The following is an 18130-nucleotide window of genomic DNA, read 5'->3' as shown; positions in this document are numbered from 1 at the left end:
TGCCTAGCCTCCCACCAGCACCGTGGGTTCGCCCTTGAGGATCGCGCCGCCACAGCCGGTGGCGTCGCCGATCCGCGAGGCGGGCATGCCCGAGATGATGACCGTGGCGGACCCCATAGCGTTGGGATGCGGGCCCAGCCCCGACGGGTGCAGATCGCCGATCCGCGCGGCAAACAGACCGCCCACCAGCACCGTCGGCGCGCAGGGTGGGATGATCACGGAGGAGCCGGGAACCGGCCCCGCGGGAGACGGCGCGAACATCGCGCAAAGCACGTTGTCGGTGATGCGGGCCTGGGGTCTCGTCATGAGCTTGCCTCCTTCCGGGATTGCGTCGCCTTAACCCGTCCGCTGCCGCCACGGGCAATGTCGAGCGCGCGGTCGATGAGCAGTTGAACGTGCTCGTCGAACCTATCAGATAGCTCTGTCAGTGCTACCACATTCATGGCGAAAGCCGACAGTTCGGCCGCGCCCGCAGGAGCCGGGTATTGCGCCAGATCGCCCGGTCCGAGCGTGCCATCCGCATAAAGCACCGACGTCGCGCAATGCACGGTCTCGTCATCCACATAGGCATGGTCGATGGTCTGGCGGGCGGCTTCCCGAGTCTCGTCGCAAGGGTTGAAGACCCAGTCCTCGGACCGCGCGAGCGCGGGCGGATCCTTGTCCGATTTAGGGCCGATATAGTCGCGCGCGGCGAGACAGGCCCACCACACGCGTTCGCGTGGCGGCAGCACCACGCCCAGCAGCATCAGCATGTCGATCCAGGCCTGTTTCTCCTCCAGTGCCTCAAGCATTTCGACCGGTAGTGTTGTCGCGGGCAGATCGAGCCGGGTCTGCAGGGTGACGTTGGCCTCGGCCAGCAGCTTGGCCGCCGGGGCGTCCGGGATCTTGACCAAATCTTGGAAACGCGGGTTCATGATGGTCACCTAGTTGATCTTGGTCAGTGCGCCCTTCAGGACGAGGATCGCGCTGGCCTTGATGTTTGTCATGAGACCGCTGAAATCCGCCTTCAAGTCGGCTTTGGCATCGATGTTCATGCTCTTGATCGTGATCTTGGTCGGCTCGAGCTTGATCGAGGATTGCCCGACCTTGAGCTCGATGCTCTGCATCGCCTTCATCGTGACCTTCCCGGCCTTGACGTCGATCGTCATGTCGCCGGTCTTGACCGTGGTGGCGTCATTGCCTGTGATCGTCTTGGTGTGCTTGCCCTCGATGGTCTGGGTCTTGTCCTTCTTGATCTCGAGCGTCTGACTGCCTGTTTCCAGCTTCAGTTTCTCGTCGCCCTTCTTGATGGTGAATTCGTGGTTGCCTTCGTTGATGATGCGGGTGACATTCGCCTTGATCACCTCCCAGAGACTGCCGTCCTTGACGTCTTCCTTGATTTCGCTGTTCCCCTTAAAGGTCTCGACCATCTCGTGTTTGTCCAGACCGATGGTGACGACAGAGCGATCTTTGACAAGGGCGATATGGTCCTTCTGCGCCTGCACGCGCATCAGCTCTGAGCCCTTCTTGTCCTCGAACATCAGTTCGTTGTAGTCCGTCTCGCCGCCCTTGGGCGAGGACTTGGTGCGGATGCCCAACTGGGTCTTGTCATCCGGGAACTTGTAGGCGGGCTTCTTCGGCTTGTTGTAGAGCATTCCGGTGCAGATCGGGCGGTCGGGGTCGCCCTCCTCGAATTGAACCACCACCTCCTGGCCCGTGCGCGGCAGCGCAACCATGCCCCAATCGGTCCCTGACCAGGGGGTGACGACCCGAACCCAACAGGTCAGTTCCTCGGGTTTCTTGGTCGCCGGGTTGCGGTCCCAATGGAACTTGACCTTTATGCGGCCTTCGTCATCGGTGTAGATCTCCTCGTCGTTCGGACCGACAACGGTGGCGGTCTGAAGACCGGCGATTTCGGGCCAGGGCGTGACCAGCGGCGCGCGGAAGGGCACCAGTTTGCCGATCGCATGGAAGGTGCACGCGTAGGCATCCTTGGCCATGGTCTCGGGAAAGGGTTCGCTCAGCGCGACAAGGTCACGACGCCCTTCGGACGCCTTGTAGTAGTTCATGTCCTGCAGGTAATGGCTGGCCGAGATCACGAGGTAATCCTCGTTGAAGTGATAATCGGGATGATCCTTCAGCTTGAAGGTCTGCCCTACCGCCAGAGCGCGCACGTTGGAAGCGGCGCGAAACTGGTCCTGGCGCACAGCCTCGGCCTGGATGCGGACCTGCGCCCGTTTCTCGCCCAGGTCGGTCGAGGCCGGGTGATCGTCCGCGACCCTGTGATGGCCCGGATAATCGAACCTCTCAGCGGCGTCGTGCTTGTGGCCGCCGGGAACGGAGTGATTGACCAGCAGATCCCCAGTCGGGTTCATGAAGTCGTAGTCGCTGAGCAGCACCTTGCCAGCCGTCGCGTTGTCCAGCTCGGTCCACTCCGCGATATGATCCTCGCGGCTGGTGCCTGCGCCTTCGGCCGAATGGCGGGCGTTGTAGGGAATGGTCCCGTGCCCGGGAACCGCCGCGTGGGCGCTGGTCCGGTCGCACAGGATCAGCTTTTCGACACCGCTGCCGTTGGGGGTATTGTGGAAGAAGAAATAGATGCCTTCCTCTTCCATCAGGCGGCAAATGAAATCATAGTCGCTTTCACGATATTGCACGCAGTAAGTGCGCTTGGCGTAGGTTTCCTTCAGCTTGCTCTCGTAGTCCGCGAACCCTCCGTCGGAAAAGATCTTCTTGATGATCTCGACCGCGGTCATCTCCTGGAAGATCCTGCAATCGCGGGTCAAGGTCAGCCGCCACAACCAGGGGCGCAGTTCCAGCACATAGTTGTGCAAGCCGTCGCGATAGCCCAGGCTTTCGGCCGAGATGCACATCCCGCTGAAAACTCTCTGGCTGTCGTCCTGGGCCATCAGGTGAACGCGCACGGATTGGCCCAGAAGCGATTTCAGATCCACATGCTCGGTCCCCGAGCGCAGTAAAAGCGTGGTTTCTGTCAGCTTGCTCAGCCCCTCGTGGACAATCGCCTGGTAGAGGTTGGGCCCATTCTCGCCAGCCGGGCCGGGCCACCGGAAATCACCCTCCAGCCATACGCGCGAGTCGGCGAAGGGTTTGTAGTCAGCCATGACATCCCCCTTGCCGCGGACTTGGACGGCTTTCAAAAACCATGAACATCTCTACAAATCCTCCAACAAGGCGGCCAGTTCGGCATCGACGTCGCCAGGATCGGCACCGGCAGTCGGCGCCGCGTCGGCGTCGAAGCCTGCCAGAAGGTCGTCAAGGCCCAGATCATCCTCGGGCGTCGGCTCCACTGTGGGTTTCGGCGGCGAGGGCGGCGGCGGCGCGACGTCGGACCAGGGGCCGAGAATTTGGCCACCGGCCAGCGACTGGAACGAGGCCAGACGGATCTCGTCGCGGCCCTTGATCGACACAACCGGCATCAGGCCGCGCGTCATCACCTTCTCGACCCGCTCGAGCGTCAGGTTGCGCTCGGTGCAGGGCAGCGCGACCTGATCGCCATGGCGGTCCGTGACGACATGATACGGCATCTGCCCCAGCGACATGATTGACCCGAGCCCCATGCTCGCGCCGTTCTCGCGATAGGACTTCGCCAAAAGGATCGCGGCCAGCACCACGGGGTTCGCCCAGAGCATCCCGGACAAACCTTCGGCCATGGTGAATTCTTCGAACTTGAACGCCGAGATCGGATCGCTCTTTGCGCCATAGGGCCGTCGCAGCAGGAAACGCGGCGTCGCGAGGCCGATATGGCCGGCTTCCGGCATCGCGCGCAGCCCGTCCCAGGCGGTGGCGACCAGCGGGTGGCGGTCCTCCTTCGGCGTATCGAGGCAGGCAGGGGACAGGGCCGCGAGGAAGGGCGCATCGACATGCGCCGCCACGCGCGCGATGCGGCCGAGGAGGTCCGCATGGGGCGGCGTTTCCTCGAATGTATAAAGCCCGATCAGGGCCGAGTAACCGCCCCGACCGTTTTCGGGGTCCAGAGGCGCCTCGGTCAGGAGCCTCGCGAAGCCGGACCGGGCCAGGTCGCCCGCGGCAGCGAGATCGGCGGCGATCTCCTCGGCCGAGACATCGTAGAGCACCACCTCGAGCCGGTCGTCGGTTTCGATGCTGCGCGCGATCAGATCGAGCGAGCGCCATTGTGCTTCGACCGACTGGAATTCGGGGTGATGCAGGATCATACGCATCGCGGACGAAAGCGCATCATCGACGGCCGCTTGCATCGCGGCGGCATCCGCATCGGGCAGAGCGCGCACATGCGGGCCGACGATCCGCGCCAAAAGATCGTCGATCGGAGCCGATCTGGGCGGTTGTGGCCGGGTATCGCCGATCAAGCGCTGGAAATCGGTGAGCTTCAGACCGGCGGGAACGGAGCTGCCCGCCGAGGTGCGGCGCGGCGGCGCGACCGGAGTGCTGTGCGCCTCGCCCCAGGCACGCAACTCGCGCGCCGCGTTTGCAGCCGTTGCCCCCGCGGCCAGCCGGGCGCGCAAGCCGGCGAGGTCCGCGAACAGGCTGATGTTGTCGAAAAGCTCGTCCGGATGCAGGTCGTCGAGCCCGTTCAAAGGAACTTCGACCGCCGTACCGTCCTTGCCGATCGGCAAGGTGAGGCGCGTCGCGAAGCCTTCGATCACCTCCTCGACGGTGTCGGGGTCGAGCAGCACCGGTGCGCGCCCTGCCAACGCATTGCCGGTGGCCATCTCGCCGCGCGCGGAACGACCTGAGAAATCGCCGAGGATCGCGATCCGGAACCGGGCGCGGTTCAACGCCTCCCGGCCCGGTCTTTCAGCCGTCATGCTGCCGAAAGCGAAGGTCGTTTCCGCCGAGGTCGCCGTGACGGCGGCAGGCATGTCGAGATCGTCCAGAAGATTGCCGAGATCATCGTCCACGGCGGGTTCGTCCACTTCCGCGGCAGGCCGCGCGACCGGTTCCGACATTGGCGCGTTCGCTGGCTCTGCATCGCCCAACAGGCCGTCGAGGTCGCTCAGGTCGTCTGCCTCGACAGGTTGCTGCGCGGACGTCGCGCCGGCCGGGTTTTCAATCTCTCCCAACAGATCGTCCAGATCATCCAGTTCCGCAGTTTGCAGCTTGGCGGGCTCGGGTTCGGTCTCCGCCGGCGCATCGATTCCGGCCAGCAGGTCGTCCAGATCGTCGGTGTCGGCAGATTGCGGTTCGACAGGGGTCGCAGAGGTATCAGCCGGATCCTCGACATCCGCCAATAGATCGTCGAAGCCCTCCGGTTCCGCCTCCTGCGGTTCGGGAGTCTGCGCATCGCTCATCAGATCGTCCAAGGCGTCGTCGTCAACGCTGACAGCCCCGGCTTCATCGCTTTCCGACACGCCTAGGTCATCGGACTTTTCCGGTTCCGGCGCGGACTTGTCTTCCGCATCGAGGCTTCCCAGAAGATCATCCTCGACCTCGGGGGGAGAGGGCGTCGCGGCGGCGAGATCGGACAGGACGGATTGCGCATCCTCCGCTGCCGGCTCATCAGGCGACGCGGCAGGCAGGCTGGCGAGCACATCTTCGACATCCGCGCCTCTGTCTTCGGCGATAGGATGTGCCTTTGCAAGACTGGCAAGCGTGTCCTCGATCTGGCCGTCGAGCTGCGTGTCTTCCGGTGCCGCGTCCGTTCGCAGACTGGTTAACGCATCATCGAGGCCGGCGTCGGCATCAACCTCCAAAGCATCCCCACGCGCGCGAAGTTCGCTCAAGACGTCGGCCGGACGATCGGGCGGATCAGCTTCGGCAGGACGCTGCTGCGCGAGGCCTGCAAGCACATCCCCGGTCGCGTCAGCCTCGGAAACCTCAGCCGGAGCCTGCGCGCGCAAACTGTCCAGTATGGCGGAGTCCTCTTCGCTTTTCTCCTCGGGCAACTCCGCCGCGCGCAGACTTTCAAGTGCGGCGGATTGGTCCACGCCCTTGGCGCCGCCAGCCAATGCGCCCAGAAGCGCCGGGTCCGCAAGGATGCGTTCAATCAACGCCTCGGCGCCCGCCTTGCCGTCTATATAGGTCGCGAGGTTGGACAATTGCGTGCGCGCTTCAAGCAACGTACGCAGCGGTTCGATCCTGGCGGCGATCGCCGCTGGGGTGAAATCGTCCATCTTCTCAAAGGTCAGATCGACGGACAGCGCACCTTCTCCCGTCAGGGTGTTGGGCACGCTGAAGGCTGCACGAGGTTGCATCGCCTTCATCCGCTCATCGAAATTGTCCACGTCGATCTCGAGAAACCGGCGGTCTTCAATCTGAGGCTGCGGCAGTTTCGACTTGCCGGACAGGTCGGACGTCACGCCCATGACGAAAGGCAGCTGAACCTTCTTCTCCGAGCCGTAGAGTTCGACGTCGTATTCGATCTGTACGCGCGGCGCACGATTGCGAGCGATGAACTTCTGCGACCCTTCGGTCATTTGTCCGCCTCCCTGAGAGCGGTGATCTCGGACCTGAGCGCCCGGACTTCCTCGAGCAACTCTATCACCCGCGCATCGACGATGTCTGTCTCGCTCTTGACGAGGCCACGCAGGTTTTCGAACTCGGCATGTTCGTCCGCCTCGACCGCGGCTTGCATGGTGTTGACCAGAAGGCCGATGAACAGGTTGAGCACCGAGAACGCCGTGATGATGATGAAGGGCACGAAAAAGGCCCACGCATAGGGATAGACATCCATCACAGGGCGCACGATGCCCATCGACCAGCTTTCGAGCGTCATGATCTGGAACAACGAATAAAGCGACCGTCCCAGCGTTCCGAACCAGTCGTCGAAACTGGGCCCGTACATCAGTGTCGCCATCACGGCGAAGACGTAATAGACGATCGAAAGCATGATGATGACCGCGCCCATCCCGGGCAGCGCGTCCAGCAGCGCCTGAACCACGGCGCGCATCTGCGGAACAACCGACAACAGACGCATGGCGCGGATCACACGCAATCCGCGCAGCGCCGACAAGCCCCCCTTGTCGGGCAACAGGCCGAGGCCGACGACGACCAGGTCGAAGATGTTCCAGGCACTGTTGAAGAACGATCGCCCGTAGGCGAAGAACTTCAACGCCAGTTCGGCGACGAATATCCCCAGAACCACCTTGTCGATCACCTTGAGCGCCGGCCCGATCTGCGCCGTGATCGTGTCGGACGTGGACATACCAAGCGTGATCGCGTTGAAGATGATGATCGCGAGGATGATGTTCTTGACGCGGTCGCGTTCGACGAACTCCCGCGCCTTTTCGCGCAATGTCATTTGGCTGGTATCGGGGGTCGTCTCCACGTGGTCGTCTCCTGTGTCCTGTCCGTTCAGCGCCGTTGTTCAGTCGAACGCATAGGTGAATGCCTTGCCATCGGACTCGATGGCCACCCGCGACACCTCGCGCCCTTCCATCATCCGACGCAGGAACTCAGCGGAAATGTCGGGCAGCATCGTATTGGTGACGATGGCGTCGATCATCCGCCCACCGCTTTCGAGCTCCTGGCAGCGCTCGACGATCGCGTCCACGACGGCCTGCGAGTATTCGAACGGCACGCCGTGGCTGGCTTCGACGCGCTTTTTGATTCGTCCCAGCTGAAGCTTGGTGATCTCGGCGATCATCTCCGGGCTGAGCGGATAATACGGAATCGTGACCAACCGGCCAAGCAGCGCGGCCGGGAAAATCTTCAAGAGCGGATCGCGCAAAGCCTTGGCGATGCCTTCGGGTTCCGGCAGCAGATCGGGATCGGAGCAAAGATCCATGATCAGGTCGCTGCCCGCGTTCGAGGTCAGCAGGATCAATGTGTTCTTGAAGTCGATCACCCGGCCTTCGCCATCTTCCATCACGCCCTTGTCGAAGACCTGAAAGAAAATCTCGTGCACGTCCGGATGGGCCTTTTCGACCTCGTCCAGCAGCACGACGGAATAGGGCTTGCGCCGCACCGCCTCGGTCAGAACGCCGCCCTCGCCATAGCCCACGTAACCCGGCGGTGCGCCTTTCAGGCTGCTGACGGTATGCGCTTCCTGGTATTCGCTCATATTGATGGTGATGACGTTCTGCTCGCCGCCATAGAGCACCTCGGCCAGCGCCAGCGCGGTTTCGGTCTTGCCGACGCCGCTGGTGCCGGCCAGCAGGAAGACCCCGATGGGCTTGGAAGGGTTGTCGAGCCCCGCGCGGCTGGTCTGGATCCGCTTGGCGATCATCTTCATCGCGTGATCCTGCCCGATCACCCGCTTGGCGAGGTGATCTTCGAGATGCAGGATCGTGTCGATCTCGTCCTTGACCATGCGCCCGACCGGGATACCGGTCCAGTCACCGACGACACTGGCGACGGCCTGATGGTCCACGATAGGCAGGATCAGGGGGGTTTCACTCTGCAACTCGATCAGTTCGGCGTTCTTGGCCTTCAGGTCGGCCAGCAGCTGCGCGCGGTCCTCGTCGGACAAGGGGCTGGCCTCGGCCCCCTCGCTGCCCGGTTCCGCCTCGACCGGCGCACCGCCTTCGCGCAACTTGGCGCGCAGGTCGAGAATGCCCTGCACCACGGCCTTTTCGGCGTCCCAACGGGATTCCAACTCTGCGAGACGCGTCTCCTCGGCGGTCTTGGCCGCAGATACCGCCTCGCGACGGTCTCCGACGTCATAGCCGGCGGTTTCGTCGCGCCCGATGATCTCAAGCTCGGTGGAGAGCGCCTCGATCCGGCGGCGACTGTCATCGACCTCGGCCGGCACAGCGTGCTGGCTGACGGCGACGCGGGCACAGGCGGTGTCGAGCAGGCTGACCGACTTGTCCGGCAATTGCCGCGCCGGGATATAGCGGGCCGAAAGCTGCACGGCGGCTTCGATGCCTTCATCCAGCACCTGCACGCGGTGGTGTTTTTCCAGCATCGAGGCGATGCCACGCATCATAAGGATCGCCTTGTCGATCCCGGGCTCGTCAACCTGCACGACCTGGAACCGCCGGGTCAGGGCCGGGTCCTTTTCGATGTATTTCTTGTATTCGGCCCAGGTGGTCGCGCCGATGGTGCGCAGGGTGCCGCGAGCCAGCGCGGGCTTCAGCAGGTTGGCAGCGTCACCGGTTCCGGCCGCGCCGCCTGCACCGACCAGCGTGTGCGTTTCATCGACGAACATGACGATGGGCGTCGGACTGGCCTGTACCTCGTCGATGACCTGGCGCAGGCGGTTCTCGAACTCGCCCTTCATGCTGGCTCCGGCCTGCAACAGCCCGACGTCCAGCGTCAGCAGGCGCACGTTCTGAAGCGCCGGAGGCACGTCGCCGCGCGCGATACGCAGCGCGAACCCTTCGACCACTGCGGTTTTTCCGACCCCGGCCTCGCCGGTCAGGATCGGGTTGTTCTGGCGCCGCCGCATCAGCACGTCGACGATCTGGCGGATCTCCTCGTCGCGGCCCACGATAGGGTCGATTTCGCCATTCCGGGCTTGTTCGGTCAGGTCGGTGCAGAACTGGTCCAGCGCCTCGGTCCCGCCCAGTTGTGCCGCACGCGCGCCACTGGCTTCGCCCGGTTCGGCACCGCCGCCGGTCTGGCTGCCATCCTGCGGGCGCAGCGTTTCTTCCGGCGATCCGGCGGTGGCATTGGCGAACTGATCGGCCAGTTCATCGGGCTTGATGCGGGCCAGCTCGGGCGAGATCGACGCGAGGATGTTGCGCAAGGCCGGCGTCTTCAGCATCCCCAACAGCAGGTGCCCGGTGCGCACCTGGCTCGAACTGAACAGCAGGGAGCCCCAGACCCAGCCCCGCTCCATCGCATCCATCAAGTGATCGGACAGGTCGGAGATCGCGCTGGCTCCGCGCGGCAAGGCATCGAGCGCACGGGTCATCTCGGCGGCGATCTTGCCCGCATCGAGGTCGAAATGGTCGACAATGCGGTGCAGGTCGCTGTCCTGCCCCTGCAGGATCTGGTGCATCCAGTGCACCACTTCGACATAGGGATTGCCGCGCATCTTGCAGAAGACGGTGGCGCTTTCGACGGCCTGGTAACCGAGCTTGTTCAGCTTTCCGAAGAGGGCTACGCGACTGATCTCACTCATGTATTATCCTTCCGTATCAATGCGTTCGCCGCGTGTCCGGCGTCGTGGCAATCTGTGGGTAGAGATAGAGATCCGCGGCGTCCGGGCGGGTCTCGTCGGCGTCGGAGCGTGAGCGCACCCAACTGGTATGACCGAGCCGGGTCGTCGTGCCGAGGCAGGCGCGTGGAACGTCATCACCCTTGAGGACGAGGTTCACATCCCAGTCGAGACTGTCGCCGACATAATTGCGCACAATGGCCTGAAGCCGGGCCAGCGAGTCGCCGCCCGGCAGCAGCCGCTCGTAATCGGCCATCGGCAAGGGGCCGATCCGCAGGCGGAACTTGGCCGCCCGAGACCAGACCCGGCTGCCGATGCTGGTGCTGCGTCCCAATGTGCCGCCGGCGCCAAGTTGCCAGCGGTCGCCCGGTTCGAGGTCCAGCCAGCTGCCGACGAACTGCTGCAGCCGCACCGGCACATCGAAGAAGGCCGACAGGATCGCGACCAGCCCTTCGGGCGAGCGCGCGCCCCGGGCGAGATGGCCGGTGAAATGCAACTTGGCCAGGTCCGGCATAGCGTCGCGATCACGCAGGTGCGTGCCGTGATAGCCCGAGAGCGCCGCCACTTTGCGCGCCATCGGATCATCGGTGCGGTCGAAGCTGGGCGCCGGCTGTCCCGTCGTCCACGCGCGATAGAGCAAGCTCATCATCCGGTGCGTGATCATGTCCGCGAAGGCGATGATCGTCGGATCGCGGTGGTTACGCACCCTGTCGCGCGCGTATTCCGTCATGTGGAGCGGCAATGGTCCGTTGGGCCCGAACAGGCCGAAGAAGCGGTTGACGAGCCGCGCGGGTTTGCCGTTCGAGGGCGGCTTGAACGCCGCGATGGTGGAGGGTGCGAAGACCAGTTCAGCCTCCTGCCCCAGTCGCACCTTGTCCTCGCGCGGGCGGCGGCTTTCACCCAGACGCGGCGCATCGGAATAGACCGCTTCGATCACCCGAAGCGCCTGAAAAACATGATGTTTCTCAGGCTCCGCCGACAGCCTTTCAAAATGGCTCAAATCGTCCGGCCGAGACCGGTCTCCGGTCGCCATCTGGCAATTTCCCCGCGATTCTGCGTTTTCAGAACGGTTTCCGTAAAACTGTTGATGGAGGCATAGCGGCGCATGAAGCGTTCAAGCACCGCCCCCAGCACGTAGGCGCTGCTGCCTTCGAAAAAGCTTTCGTCAAATCCGATGGTCACTTCGATGCCGCGCACGGCGGTCGACAGGATGTCATCGCTCATCCGCCGCACGATGGGCCGGCTGCTCACTGACTCGATCCCTTCGAGCTGCTTCTCGGTCACTCGATCACCCAACGGCGCGTAAAGCCCGACCAGTTCGCGCAGCGCGGCCGCGGGTTCGCCCGCGCCGGACTCGGCGATCGACAGGTAGTTGAGGCTGAGATGGCTGATCAGCCGCCACGCGGTATCGCCCTGCGCCAGCGTCGGATGCGGCCGGGTCGGCGAGACCGGCAGGCGGATCGACTTGACCGGTCCGCCCTTGGGGATGCTGAACACGTTGGCGTCGCCGGTCGCCAGGAGCATCGGCAGATCGCGGTTCGAACAGAGCGCCTGCACCGCGAGTTGATCGAGGTCGGCAGCATACGGCGCCTGCGCCCGGTCCACCAGGGTGAGGTAGACCTCGGAACCCAGGTAGGACGTGCGCACGCCGCGCAGACGCTCCTTTTCGGAGCGCTGCCGCATGCGACGGCTGACCGTGTAGTAGGCCGGGTGCGTTTCCCCCGCCGCGGTCAGGTCGCTTGCCGAGTAGAACGGGCGGAACACCACGTCCTCGGCCCCCGATCCGCTGATCCCGACCACGCTTTCGAGGCTGTGGACCTCGAAATCCATTGGCGCCGTTCGGCTGGGAACCACATGCTGCTCCGCCTCGCGCCCGCTGATCAGAACCCGGTCACAGCGCTTGTGAAACAGGTTCACGGCCGGAACCGCGTTCGGCGTGAAGGCATCCGGGACGACGGTCGATGCGATGTCGCGCCGACCATCCGCCAGCAGAATATAGATGTCGACATCCGAACCGCTCGCCCGCTTCAGCGCCGGCGCGAGCCCACGCAATTCCACGAACAGGAACCGTTCGGGCATTGCGAAGTATTCCTGCAGCAGCCTGTAGCCGTCGAAGGACTGGCGTGGCGTCGGCAGCAGTGCCTCATCCCGGTCAAAGCCCCGCTGCACGACCTCGCCCGCGGGCAAGGGCTCGGCCCAGTCGGCGCGCCGATCCGTCGATCGCCCGCAGAGACCGATCGACTGGGTGCTGAGCAGCTCCAGCAGCGCCCAGCTGTTGCCGCCCGCGTTGTTGAGGTAGAGCGTTACCTTTTCCATCGGCAGCGCCGAGATCGGCTCGCCATCGGTGCGCCGCAGCCGCAACCGCACCCCGGCACGGGCCGCGGTCTGGCCGGCGACGCCTGCGGCCACCAGCTCGCCGCGTCCGTCGACATACTCGGCCTCGGCGATCTCGATCGGCCAAAGGGTCAAATCGGCCGCTGTCCGGAATTCGCAGGGATTGTGCTCGCCCTCCATCTGGCGGCTTCGGAGCGAGGTGTGGCGCGGGAGCGTATAGCCGCCCTTGACCGCCGAGTTGCCGACATCGGGTTCGAACGCCGCGATCATCATCGAGGGCGTCGGAGCGAGGTAGTGCGGATAGACGATTTCCAGCAGGTTGCTGGTGAAGGACGGATACTGCAGCTCGAGTTCGAGCTGCACGCGGGCCGACAGGAACGCCACGCCCTCGATCAACCGTTCGACATAGGGATCGAGCACCTCGATCCCCTCCATTCCCAAGCGGCTGGCGACCTTCGGATAAGCGGCGGCGAACTCCGCCCCCATGTCGCGGAGATAGACGAGTTCGTTCTCGTAGTGCTTCATCAGCCGCGTATCCATGACGTCAGCGGCTCCTTTCCATCGAGACTTCGCCAGTGATCACATCGACCTTGCTGCGCAGGTAGAGTTCGAGCGGCATCGGTTGGGCCCACATGTCGGCGCGGATGATCAGCGCGACGGTCATATCCTTCTGGCTGTCATCCGGGCTGAGCGTGACTTCGACCGTTCCCTTGATGATGCGCGGCTCGTGCACCTCGATGGCCTTCTGGATCGACCGCCGGATCAGTTCCGCGCGAATTGCTGTGGAGTACTCGCCCGATACCTCACGCAAGCCGTAGTTCAGGACGGAGCGCGCGACATTGGGCATCGCCTCGGTATCGATCGAGCTTTCGATGTTGGTGGTGTTCAGCAGCAGAGACAGGTCGCGCTGGATAATGTCGCGCAGGCGAGACAGATCGATCACGCGGGACTCGCGCGTTTCCTTGAGTTCGCCGGGCGCGTTGTCGGTCAACCGGTCCAGCAACGAAGGCTGGAGTCGATCCACGAGAGTCTTGTCAGCCATCTTCGGCCGCGCGCTCTTTCGCCGGAGCGCCCTCCATGGTCAGGCTGCGCACGTCCATCAGAGCGATATCGGCCTGGTCGGTCGCCAGGACGCGCTGGCCGGTGCCAATGAACGTCTCGGCTCCGGCATCGGCCCACGTTGTCGCGCGCCCGAGCCGTGCGGCGGCATCGCCGCTCTGCGTGGTTCCGACATACCGGGTCGGGATCAGGGCAGCGACCTCGCCGCCGTTCCGCAGGGTCAGGGTGGCGGCGGTCCAGACCGCGTCGCGCAGATCGGACGGTTCCTCCATCGTCAACTGGCCGATGGCGCTGAAGGGCAGCCAGAAATAGCGCCCGTTCACGATGATCTCAAGCACCGGACCAAGCCGCATGTCGGCATCCGCGATCCAGGCAAAGGGCTGTCCGTCAATCATGCCGGAACAGGCGGGCGCGGCGTCAAAGGCGCGGGCCCGCAGGTCAGACGCCTTTTCGGGCGCCCCTGCGGCGAGCGTTTTCTGGGCCTCGATCAACAGGGCGAGCCATTCCTCGGGCTCTCCGAAAATCAGGGGGTCCTTCTCGCCGGCGAAAACCTTTTCGCGATAGACCTCGCAGATGATCGCCTCGCGATAGGTTTGCGCCATCATCGTGGCCATCGGGTCCATTTCCGCACTCAGCTTGAGCTGGGTGATGGCGCGTTTCCAGTCGCCCAGAACGCAGAGCAGCTGAAACAGGAAAATGCGCAGCTTCGGATCCGCCGGATCGGCGCGCACCTTGTCCTGAAGCGCCTTGAGCGCCGCGTCCGGGTCGCCCGATTTCAAGAGCTCTTCAGGGGTCATGTTCAAAATCCGGTTGTCAAAACCAATCTGGGGCATCCCGGCGACTGGCGCCGGGATGCGCTATGCCATGCAGCGAGGGATCAGCTGCCCATTTCGTTCTTCATGATGTCCCAGGCGAAGTCGGACTTCTTGCCATCCTTGCCCAGTTCACCGGTCTTCGGATCGCCGGCGAGGTAGGCGACCTCGATCTGGCGATAGGCCAGTTCCCAATTCTCTTCCGGGATCTGTTCCTCGCCGCCGGACACTTCGTACTTGTCGATCACCGAATGGTGCAGCGTGAAGGTGAGATACGGCTCCATGCCGGTGCTGCCCGAACCAGACCGGCAAAGATGAATGACGGTCTTCTTGCGCACAGTGCCGTCGGCCACCGACAGCATCAGTTTGGGCGACGCAAGGCTGAGTTCGGATGTCACGGCGATCTTGCCAAAATTGGCGTTGGCATAGCCGCGCTGAGTGGTGCCGAGGTCGGACATGTCAAGCGTGCGCTCCACATTGAAGGACACGGTCTTGAGCGGGATCCATCCGCCTTTGCCCTTGCCGCCGGATTCTTCGGGCAGCTTCACCAGGCTTTCGCCGGGGGCATCGGTGATCATGATAAATGCGTTTTCCATCTGTTTTCCTTTTTTGGTTGTGACGCAATGCGTCGATCTTCACGAGACTGCCTTGGAGAGGCGGACCAATTACCCCTTTTCCGAAGGCAGTTTGGACACCAGCCTGAGAGACACGGTGAGCCCCTCGAGCTGGTAGTGAGGGCGAAGGTAGAATTTCGACGAATAGTAGCCGGGGTTGCCTTCCACTTCCTCGACGACGACTTCGGCAGAGGCGAGCGGCTTTTGCGCCTTGACCCTCTCGTTTGAGACGTCGGCATTGGTGTCGACATACTGACTGATCCAGGTCTGGAGCCAGTTCTGCATGTCGTTGCGGCTCTTGAAGGAGCCGATCTTGTCGCGAACCATGCATTTCATGTAATGCGCGAAACGGCAGGTTGCGAAGAGATAGGGCAGACGCGCGGCCAGGTTGGCGTTGGCGGTCGCGTCCGGGTCGTCATATTCCGCCGGCTTGTGCAGAGACTGCGCACCGATGAACGCCGCCAGGTCGGAATTCTTGCGGTGGATCAGGGGCATCATGCCGTTCTTGGCCAGTTCCGCCTCGCGCCGGTCGCTGATCGCGATCTCGGTCGGGCATTTCTGATCGACGCCACCGTCATCGGTTGGGAAAGTATGGCTCGGAAGGTTCTCCAGCGCGCCGCCGCTTTCGACGCCGCGGATCCGCGAGCACCAGCCATATTCCTTGAACGACCGGTTGATGTTCACGGCCATCCCATAGGCGGCATTGACCCAGCCGTACTTGCTGCTGTCCGCACCCTCGGTGTCTTCCTCAAACGCGAAGGCCTCCACCGGATCGGTTTTCGACCCGTAGGGCAAACGCCCGAGGAACCGGGGCATTGCGAGGCCGACATACTTGGAATCCTCGCTTTCGCGCAGGGACCGCCACGATGCGTATTCCGGTGTCTGGAAGATCTTGGTGAGGTCGCGCGGGTTTGCCAGTTCGCTCCAGCTGTCCATCTGGAACAGGCTGGGCTGCGCGCCGGTGATCAACGGCGCGTGGGCCGCCGCCGCGATCTTGGACATTTCGGTCAGAAGCTCGACATCGGGCGGGCTGTGGTCGAAATGGTAGTCCGCGACGAGGGTGCCATAGGGTTCCCCGCCGAACTGGCCGAACTCCTCTTCGTAGATCTTCTTGAAGATCGGGGACTGGTCCCAGGCCGTTCCCTTGAACTTGCGCAGGGTCTTGTGCATGTCCTTCTTGCTGATGTTCATCACCCGGATCTTGAGCATCTCGTCCGTTTCGGTGTTGTTCACCAGGTAATGCAGGCCGCGCCAGGCGCTTTCCATCTGCTGGAAATCGGGATGGTGCAGGATCTGGTTGACCTGTTCGGTCAGCTTCTTGTCGATCTCGGCCACGATGCTCTCGATCGAGCGCAGCGCGTCATCGGACACCAGCGCGGCATTGGCGAGCGCCTGTTCGGCAAGAGTCTTTACGGCAGTTTCCACCGCGGTCTTGGCCTGGTCCGATTTCGGGCGGAATTCCTTTTGCAGCAGATCGGCGAATTCCGAGGATCCGAAGGCGGTGGCTTCACCGGCAGCTTCTGTCTTGGCTTGTTCTTCGGCCATGTGTCTCTCCTATTCCTCGTCGCTGTCGGCTTTGGGCGCCGGCTGAGCGGCCAGCGTCTTGAGCAACGACGGATCGGTGATGATCTTGCTGATCAGGTCCTCGGCCCCGGTTTTGCCGTCCATGTAGGTCATCAGGTTGGACAGTTGGGTGCGCGCCTCGAGCAACTCGCGCAGCGGTTCGACCTTTGCGGCGATGGCGGCGGGCGAGAAGTCGTCCATGCTTTCGAAAATGATGTCGACCGCGAGATTGCCTTCGCCGGTCAGGGTGTTGGGAACGGTGAAAGCCGCGCGCGGCTTCATCGATTTCATCCGGTCATCGAAATTGTCGACGTCGATCTCGAGGAACTTTCGGTCCGCGACGGCCGGCTGCGGAACTTCGGACTTGCCGGCGAGGTCGCTCATCACGCCCATGACGAAGGGCAACTGCACCTTCTTCTCGGCGCCGTACAATTCCACGTCATATTCGATCTGGACCCTTGGCGCGCGGTTGCGCGCGATGAACTTCTGTGAACTGTCCGCCATCTAGTGCTCCTTCATGTCCCTGTTTCTGGTCTTGCTGTGGTCCGCCCCGCGAAAATCGGGAGCGGATCATTCCCGTCAGTCATCGTCATCATCATCGTCGTCATCGTCCCGACCGGTCAAACCGCCAACGAGCCTCACATTCTCCAGCCCCTCGGGCGCCATGTCCCGCATGATCGTCAGGAAGTCCGCGTGGACCAGCCGCTTGGCGCGCTCCAACAGGATCGGGATCGGGCTGGAAGGTTCGTGCTGCCGGTAATAGGCCATGATCCGATCCAATGCCGCCGAGACATCGGTGCGCGAGGTGATCGCGCCGGTTCCCCCGCCGCCGCCGGCAGCGGGTGCGGGCGGCACGTCCGATGCCGCGTCGCCCTCAAGCGCCGACGCCTCATCCGCGCCCGGGCCGGCATGCTCCGCGACCCGGCGCCCCATCAGATCGAGCGCCTTGATCAACGGGTCCAGCTCGGGACCCTGCCCCGGTGTACGCTCGTCGAACACGTCGACGATTGCAGCGATATCGGCGCGGGCGGCCCGGATCGCGGCGAGCTCTTCGGCCAGCGTTTCAGCCGGTGTGTCCTTGAAGGCCGCGGCGATGGTCGCGGTGTCGGGACCGGTTTCGCCGTCGGGAAGGGTGATCTGCCCCTCGGACACCTCTATGTCGCGGATCGAGAAACGGCCGAAGCCGCGGCTGTCGGTCAGCGGGGCGCGCCGCAGCGATCGGTAGAGCGGCGAAGCCCCGGCCATGCCGCCGGGCTGACCGCACAGCCCCTGGATCGTGTTCACCCGCATCGTCGGATCGTCGTCGTCATCCTCGTCAAGCTCGGGATGACAGGTTTCCCAGTGGCGTTCGAGCATCCCGCGCAGAAGCGCGGTCGTTTTCGCGAAGCCGCCAAGACCCTCTGTATGGAGCAGACCATCCGCCAGGAACACGGCCGCGCGCAAATCATGGCTCCGCTGCAGCACATCGAGCGCCTTGTCGACGACATCGGAATAGTCCGGATCTTGTCCCTGGGTGACCGAGTCACCCATCTCCTGCGCTTCGACCGGCTGGGCCGCCAGTTCCATTTCCATGAAAGCCGGATCATACTCAAGATTTTCGCCGCTCGGTGCGTCGTCACTCTTGATCTGCAGTAGGACTTCCGGGTCCATCGTGTCTCCCCTCGCGGCGGCCTGCGAGAACCGCAAACACACATGAACCCAAATCCTACCCCGCGTGCTGTAATGCA

14 protein-coding genes and 1 pseudogene are annotated in these 18130 nt (G+C 63.5%); all 15 read right to left on the bottom strand.

The window, feature by feature from the left end; translation table 11 throughout:
• Positions 1 to 3: 3 nt before the first annotated feature.
• The 15 genes and pseudogenes from JF290_RS13510 to tssA all read right to left on the bottom strand — a co-directional run bounded on the left by JF290_RS13510 (position 4) and on the right by tssA (position 18053).
• On the bottom strand, positions 4 to 306 hold the full coding sequence (locus tag JF290_RS13510) for a PAAR domain-containing protein (RefSeq protein WP_199025422.1): 303 nt from the start codon (positions 304 to 306) through the stop codon (positions 4 to 6).
• On the bottom strand, positions 303 to 914 hold the full coding sequence (locus JF290_RS13505; RefSeq protein ID WP_199025421.1) for a DUF6931 family protein: 612 nt from the start codon (positions 912 to 914) through the stop codon (positions 303 to 305). Before JF290_RS13505 ends, JF290_RS13510 begins: the two co-directional genes overlap by 4 nt.
• A gap of 9 nt (positions 915 to 923) precedes the next feature.
• Complete coding sequence (locus JF290_RS13500) at positions 924 to 3101, bottom strand: type VI secretion system Vgr family protein (protein WP_199025420.1); 2178 nt, start codon at positions 3099 to 3101, stop codon at positions 924 to 926.
• A 51-nt stretch (positions 3102 to 3152) separates the two neighbouring features.
• A complete protein-coding gene (locus JF290_RS19805) occupies positions 3153 to 5507 on the bottom strand; it encodes a type VI secretion system contractile sheath domain-containing protein (RefSeq protein ID WP_343227378.1) in 2355 nt (784 codons plus the stop codon).
• Positions 5508 to 5918: 411 nt separating this feature from the next.
• Positions 5919 to 6392: pseudogene (gene tssB / locus JF290_RS19570) on the bottom strand (type VI secretion system contractile sheath small subunit); the annotation flags it as partial.
• Positions 6389 to 7216 carry an ion transporter gene (locus tag JF290_RS13490; RefSeq protein WP_199025577.1) on the bottom strand — a complete coding sequence of 276 codons (828 nt, stop codon included), beginning with the start codon at positions 7214 to 7216 and terminating at the stop codon, positions 6389 to 6391. The gene JF290_RS13490 and the pseudogene tssB (JF290_RS19570), both read right to left, overlap by 4 nt.
• A gap of 66 nt (positions 7217 to 7282) precedes the next feature.
• Positions 7283 to 9985 carry a type VI secretion system ATPase TssH gene (gene tssH, locus JF290_RS13485; protein WP_199025418.1) on the bottom strand — a complete coding sequence of 901 codons (2703 nt, stop codon included), beginning with the start codon at positions 9983 to 9985 and terminating at the stop codon, positions 7283 to 7285.
• 16 nt (positions 9986 to 10001) lie between these two features.
• Positions 10002 to 11054, bottom strand: a complete 1053-nt coding sequence (tssG, locus tag JF290_RS13480) for a type VI secretion system baseplate subunit TssG (RefSeq protein WP_199025417.1) — start codon at positions 11052 to 11054, stop codon at positions 10002 to 10004.
• On the bottom strand, positions 11018 to 12895 hold the full coding sequence (gene tssF / locus JF290_RS13475) for a type VI secretion system baseplate subunit TssF (protein ID WP_199025416.1): 1878 nt from the start codon (positions 12893 to 12895) through the stop codon (positions 11018 to 11020). Before tssF ends, tssG begins: the two co-directional genes overlap by 37 nt.
• 4 nt (positions 12896 to 12899) lie before the next feature.
• The gene (gene tssE / locus JF290_RS13470; RefSeq protein ID WP_199025415.1) at positions 12900 to 13397 is read right to left on the bottom strand and encodes a type VI secretion system baseplate subunit TssE; all 498 of its coding nucleotides are present in this window, start codon (positions 13395 to 13397) and stop codon (positions 12900 to 12902) included.
• On the bottom strand, positions 13390 to 14211 hold the full coding sequence (locus JF290_RS13465; protein ID WP_199025414.1) for a type VI secretion system accessory protein TagJ: 822 nt from the start codon (positions 14209 to 14211) through the stop codon (positions 13390 to 13392). The genes tssE and JF290_RS13465 overlap by 8 nt, the downstream gene beginning before the upstream one ends.
• 80 nt (positions 14212 to 14291) lie before the next feature.
• Complete coding sequence (locus tag JF290_RS13460; protein WP_199025413.1) at positions 14292 to 14822, bottom strand: Hcp family type VI secretion system effector; 531 nt, start codon at positions 14820 to 14822, stop codon at positions 14292 to 14294.
• A 69-nt stretch (positions 14823 to 14891) separates the two neighbouring features.
• On the bottom strand, positions 14892 to 16385 hold the full coding sequence (gene tssC / locus JF290_RS13455) for a type VI secretion system contractile sheath large subunit (protein ID WP_199025412.1): 1494 nt from the start codon (positions 16383 to 16385) through the stop codon (positions 14892 to 14894).
• 9 nt (positions 16386 to 16394) lie between these two features.
• Positions 16395 to 16907, bottom strand: a complete 513-nt coding sequence (gene tssB, locus JF290_RS13450) for a type VI secretion system contractile sheath small subunit (protein WP_199025411.1) — start codon at positions 16905 to 16907, stop codon at positions 16395 to 16397.
• Between the two features lie 75 nt (positions 16908 to 16982).
• Positions 16983 to 18053: a type VI secretion system protein TssA gene (gene tssA, locus JF290_RS13445; RefSeq protein WP_199025410.1), complete on the bottom strand. Its 1071-nt coding sequence runs from the start codon at positions 18051 to 18053 to the stop codon at positions 16983 to 16985.
• Positions 18054 to 18130: the final 77 nt, after the last annotated feature.

Source organism: Sedimentitalea arenosa (assembly GCF_016428585.1).
Classification (GTDB): domain Bacteria; phylum Pseudomonadota; class Alphaproteobacteria; order Rhodobacterales; family Rhodobacteraceae; genus Sedimentitalea; species Sedimentitalea arenosa.
This window is presented reverse-complemented; position numbering and strand designations above follow the sequence as displayed.